Origin of the sequence: Faecalibacterium sp., from assembly GCF_052358865.1 — a bacterium.
Taxonomy (GTDB): Bacteria; Bacillota; Clostridia; order Oscillospirales; family Ruminococcaceae; genus Faecalibacterium; species Faecalibacterium butyricigenerans.
This window is the reverse complement of the sequence record NZ_DAWCVJ010000127.1, coordinates 1-3,886: the sequence shown is the minus strand read 5'-3', so window position 1 is coordinate 3,886 and position 3,886 is coordinate 1. Positions and strand designations below refer to the sequence as shown.

Genomic DNA, 3,886 nt, shown 5'->3' with positions numbered 1-3,886 from the left:
GTGCGGGGCCGCTTTTCGCCGGACGCATTGGCCTGAGCCGGGGCGGGTGCGTGATTCTGTTCTTTTGTCTGTGCCATCGAAAACCTCCAAAAATTCAATCAGCAAAGCACAGGCCCATCTGCAAAAGATCGCCTGTCCTGCATTAGGGGAAGCATAAAAACGCATCTGCTTCCGTCGGATGCATCGTATAGAAATTATTTTATCAGTGTGGTTTTCTGCCGCACTGTCTGTTCCGCAGGAAGCCTCTTGCCCATCCAGTCCATCTGTTCGATGCGACCGCGGCGCTTCGGCAGGAACGCTGTGAGCGCACCCTCGGCACGCCCCTATACGCATTTCGTTGCAACAAGTATAGTATTTCTCGCCTCTTTTGTCAATCCAAGCTTGGGCCGGACGGCGGCAAATTATGCCCTGCCCTCTTGACAGACGGGCCAAAATGGCTCTAAATAGAGGTATGAATTTTATTTCAGGAGAAACGCATGAAACAGGTTGAAGTTTACACCGACGGCGCGTGCAGCGGCAATCCCGGCCCCGGCGGCTGGGGCGCGGTGCTGCGCTACCGCTTTAACGGCAAGGTCTACGAGAAGGAGCTGAGCGGCGGCGACGCCTCCACCACCAACAACCGGATGGAGCTGACGGCCTTCATCGAGGCCCTGCGCCAGCTCAAGGAGCCTTGCGAAGTCCGCCTGTGCTCCGACAGCCAGTACGTCATCAACGGACTGGAAAAGGGCTGGGCCAAGGGTTGGAAGCGCCGGGGCTGGAAAAAATCCGACGGCTCCCCCGCCCTGAACCCCGACCTCTGGGAACAGGCGCTGGAGCAGGAGGCACGCCACAAGCTCACCTACGTCTGGGTCAAGGGCCACGCAGGCCACCCGGAGAACGAACGCTGCGACCAGCTTGCGGTCGCCCAGAGCCAGGCACATGGCGGGAGACAAGGACGATGAACGATACTTTTCTGCCCGGGAACGGGTTCGACACCTACGAAGAGCAGGACCGGGTCCTGATGGGCCTGAGCGGCAGCGTGCGCAGCGGCGTGGCGGTCCGCATCCTGCAGCAGCAGGGCTTTGCCGTGGCGGCAGCCGTCGTCTGGCTGGCCGACACCCCCGAAGAGCACGCCGCCGCAGAGGCGGCCAAGGCACTGGCCAAAAAGCTGGACGTGGAGTGCCTCGCCCTCAACGCCGAGGCTCTGGCCGGGCAGGACGTCGATGCCGCCCGCTTCGCCGCCCTGCTCACCGCCGCCGACAAGCTGGGCATCCAGTATGTCGCCTCCGGCCACTATGCCCGGATGGAGACCGACACACAGGGCGTGAGCCACCTCTTCCCGCCCGAGAGCGGCGCTCCGGACGAGAGCAACCGCCTCGCAGCCCTTTCCCCCGAGGTTCTGGCCCGCCTCATCCTCCCGCTGGGCGATTTTGCACCCGAGGATGTGGAGGATATGGCGAAAGATTTTAAACTCTAAAATTCCTTCTGTTCCCGGTCAGCGTCCTTGCCCTCTCCGTCACCTGCGGTGACACCTCTCCCAAAGGGAGAGGCTTTCGCTTTTCCGTCACGTCAAAGGCTCTCCCTTTGGGAGAGCTGGCGCGTCAGCGCCTGAGAGGGCAAGCCCGTTAAAGCAAAAAATCCCCCGTGCAGCTGCGCCGCACGGGGGATTTCATTTTTTCATCAGTTCTGAGGATGCACGATGTCGCGCCAATCGAGGTCGCCGCGCTCAAGGCCGTGGATGAGGACTTCCGCAGTGGCGATGTTAGTGGCCAGCGGGATATTGTGCACATCACACAGACGCAGCAGGGTCATCTCGTTCGGCTCGCTGGGCTTTGCGTTGATGGGGTCGCGGAAGAACAGCAGCAGATCGACCTCATTGCAGGCGATGCGGGACGCGATCTGCTGATCACCGCCCTGTACACCTGCCAGAAAGCGCTGAACCTGCAGACCGGTGGCTTCGGCGATCATCTTGCCGGTCGTTCCGGTGGCCACCAATTTATGCTGGCTCAAAATCCGGCAATATGCCGTACAGAACTGCACCATCAGCTCTTTTTTGGAGTCATGCGCAATCAGTGCAATCGTCATCGGTCAACCTCTCCTTTTCCCATTCCCCTGTCCGGGGCAATCATCTTGCACATATCATAGTATCACAGTTTCCGTCTTTTTACAACTGTTTTTCAGCCAAAAGTCCCAAATTTTCATAACTTTCTGCCAAATCCACGCACCATCGCTCAGGCGGCGGGCTGGTCTGCGGGGGCGTCGCCGTTTTCCACGATCTCCGGCGCGTCCTGCCCGTCCACGGCTGCATCCGAAGCGCTGTCTGCCCCCGGCTCTTCCACGGTCAGGGTCCCCTCCTTCAGGGCAGCGTAGGCGTTGAAGATGTCGGCCACAAGGTTGCCTGCGCGGGCACCGCCGCCGCCGTACTCGATGACGATGCCCAGCGCGATCTCGGCGTCCTCCGCCGGGCCGTAGGCGATCATCATGGTGTTGGTGTAGTGCTTGCGGGTGCTGCCGACGTAGTACGTCTCGCTGCGCTGCGGGGTACCAGTCTTACAGGCGATGGTGATGGGGTAATTGCTCAGGCCCGATACCGTCTCCGACACGCCGATCATGCCCTGCTTCACGAGGTCGAAGGTGTCGCCCCGGTCCTCGATGACGTCCATCACCTCGGGCTGAGTCTCCTGCAGCACCTCGCCGGTGTTGGTGTCAAGGATGGCCTTGACGAAGTGGGTGCGGTAGCGGATGCCCCGGTTGGCCAGCGTACCGGCATAGGTGGCCAGCTGAACAGGGGTGACGACGGTGTTGCCCTGACCGATGGCCGCCTGAACGTCCAGCGAGGCCGTATAGTTGGAGTCGTTCTTGGTTGTCAAACGGCCGGTGGCCTCGTTGACCTCCACGCCGGTGCGGACGCCGAGGCCCATCTTGTAGGCGTAGGCGTCGTAGACGTCACTGGTGGTGCGGCGTCCCACGTCGTAGAAGAAGATGTTGCAGCTCCACTTAATGGCCGTGATGACGTCGATGTTGCCGCTGTGGCCGTGGCGGGTGCACTTGGGGCGGTAGGTATCATAATAGGTATACACACCGTTGCAGTAGACCGTGGAAAAGCGGTTGATGACGCCGGCATCCAGCGCCGCCACCGCCACGGCGGGCTTGAAGGTGGAGCCGGGGGTGTACAGGCCCTGCAGGGCGCGGTTGAGCAGCGGCAGGCCGGGGTCCGCGCTGTACTCACTGTACTGGGTGGCGAAAAGGTTCTGGTCGTAGCTGGGGTAGTTGGAGGCCGCCAGCACGCTGCCGTCCTTAGTACTGATGACCACCACCGCACCGGCAGCGGCCTTGGCCGAGCTTCCGGTGTTGTAGGTGCTGTTGATCATCTCGATGTTCTTGGCCAGCGCCTTGTCCACGGCCTGCTGGAACGCGCTGTCGATGGTGAGCTGGACGGTATGGCCCGGCTCCGGCACCGTCGTCATGGCCGTACCCACGATGACGCCGTCCGAGCTGCGGGTGATGGTCTCGACGCCGTCCCTGCCCCGCAGCTCGTCTTCGTAGACGGCCTCAAGGCCCGACACGCCGATCATGTCGTTCATATTATAGCCCTTTTCCCGCAGAGGGTAGGTGGTCTGACCGTTCTCGTCCGTCACCTTCCACTTTTCGGCGGTGATCTTGCCCACGCGGCCCAGCACATGGGGGATGATGTCCCCCTCGTCGTAGCTGCGGGTGCTGGTCTCCACGATCTCCACGCCGGGCAGCGTCAGGCTGTTCTCCTTGATGGTCGCTACCGTCGTTTCGCTGACATTCTCAGCCATGACGAAGTTGTTGACGTTAGAGAACGCCTGCTGCTGCATCTCATAGAGGATGCCGCCCAGCACTCACTGCCAATGGAGTGACTAATTATCCAGCTTGTAATCCT

The 3,886-nt window shown here is 61.2% G+C and carries 4 protein-coding genes; 2 read left to right on the top strand and 2 right to left on the bottom strand.

The genetic code is table 11. The annotated features are described in order from the left end of the window. Window positions 1-476: 476 nt before the first annotated feature. Both rnhA and ACT8X9_RS12990 read left to right on the top strand, forming a co-directional pair. The gene (rnhA, locus tag ACT8X9_RS12995; protein ID WP_249233357.1) at window positions 477-941 is read left to right on the top strand and encodes a ribonuclease HI; all 465 of its coding nucleotides are present in this window, start codon (window positions 477-479) and stop codon (window positions 939-941) included. After that, window positions 938-1,456 (top strand): hypothetical protein, encoded by a 519-nt coding sequence (locus tag ACT8X9_RS12990; protein ID WP_444269273.1) that lies wholly within the window; start codon window positions 938-940, stop codon window positions 1,454-1,456. Before rnhA ends, ACT8X9_RS12990 begins: the two co-directional genes overlap by 4 nt. Window positions 1,457-1,659: 203 nt before the next feature. Here ACT8X9_RS12990 and mgsA read toward each other — a convergent pair whose 3' ends face one another. Further along, window positions 1,660-2,064, bottom strand: a complete 405-nt coding sequence (gene mgsA / locus ACT8X9_RS12985) for a methylglyoxal synthase (RefSeq protein ID WP_158405691.1) — start codon at window positions 2,062-2,064, stop codon at window positions 1,660-1,662. Between the two features lie 146 nt (window positions 2,065-2,210). Next, on the bottom strand, window positions 2,211-3,845 hold the full coding sequence (locus tag ACT8X9_RS12980; RefSeq protein WP_444269272.1) for a penicillin-binding transpeptidase domain-containing protein: 1,635 nt from the start codon (window positions 3,843-3,845) through the stop codon (window positions 2,211-2,213). Window positions 3,846-3,886: the final 41 nt, after the last annotated feature.